This is a genomic window from Peribacillus sp. SIMBA_075 (assembly GCF_046534585.1).
In genome coordinates this window covers 1-253 of the sequence record NZ_JAWRYN010001122.1, presented here as the reverse complement: position 1 = coordinate 253, position 253 = coordinate 1, and the positions used below count along the sequence as shown (strand labels likewise).

The window sequence follows — 253 nt, the reverse complement described above, 5'->3', positions numbered from 1 at the left end:
AGTATCACTAGGCAGCACCATCACACCGTTAACAGAAGTTGTTTTTGCAACGATGAGGTCAGGTACATGCAGGAATACCCAAGGCGCGTCGTCGTAAATGATTTTTTGCACCTCAGCGTACTTTTTCATCGCCTCATCCTTGTTCGCTGTCATGATCGCTTCGTCAAGTAGCTTATCTACCTGTGTATTGCTGTAGAAGCCAGAGTTATTGTTGTCAGGGGCAAAACTTTTCGTATGAAAATTCGGACGAATG

1 pseudogene is annotated in these 253 nt (G+C 44.7%); it reads right to left on the bottom strand.

The window, feature by feature from the left end:
* Positions 1–253, bottom strand: a pseudogene (locus SB775_RS31800) (glutathione ABC transporter substrate-binding protein); the annotation flags it as partial.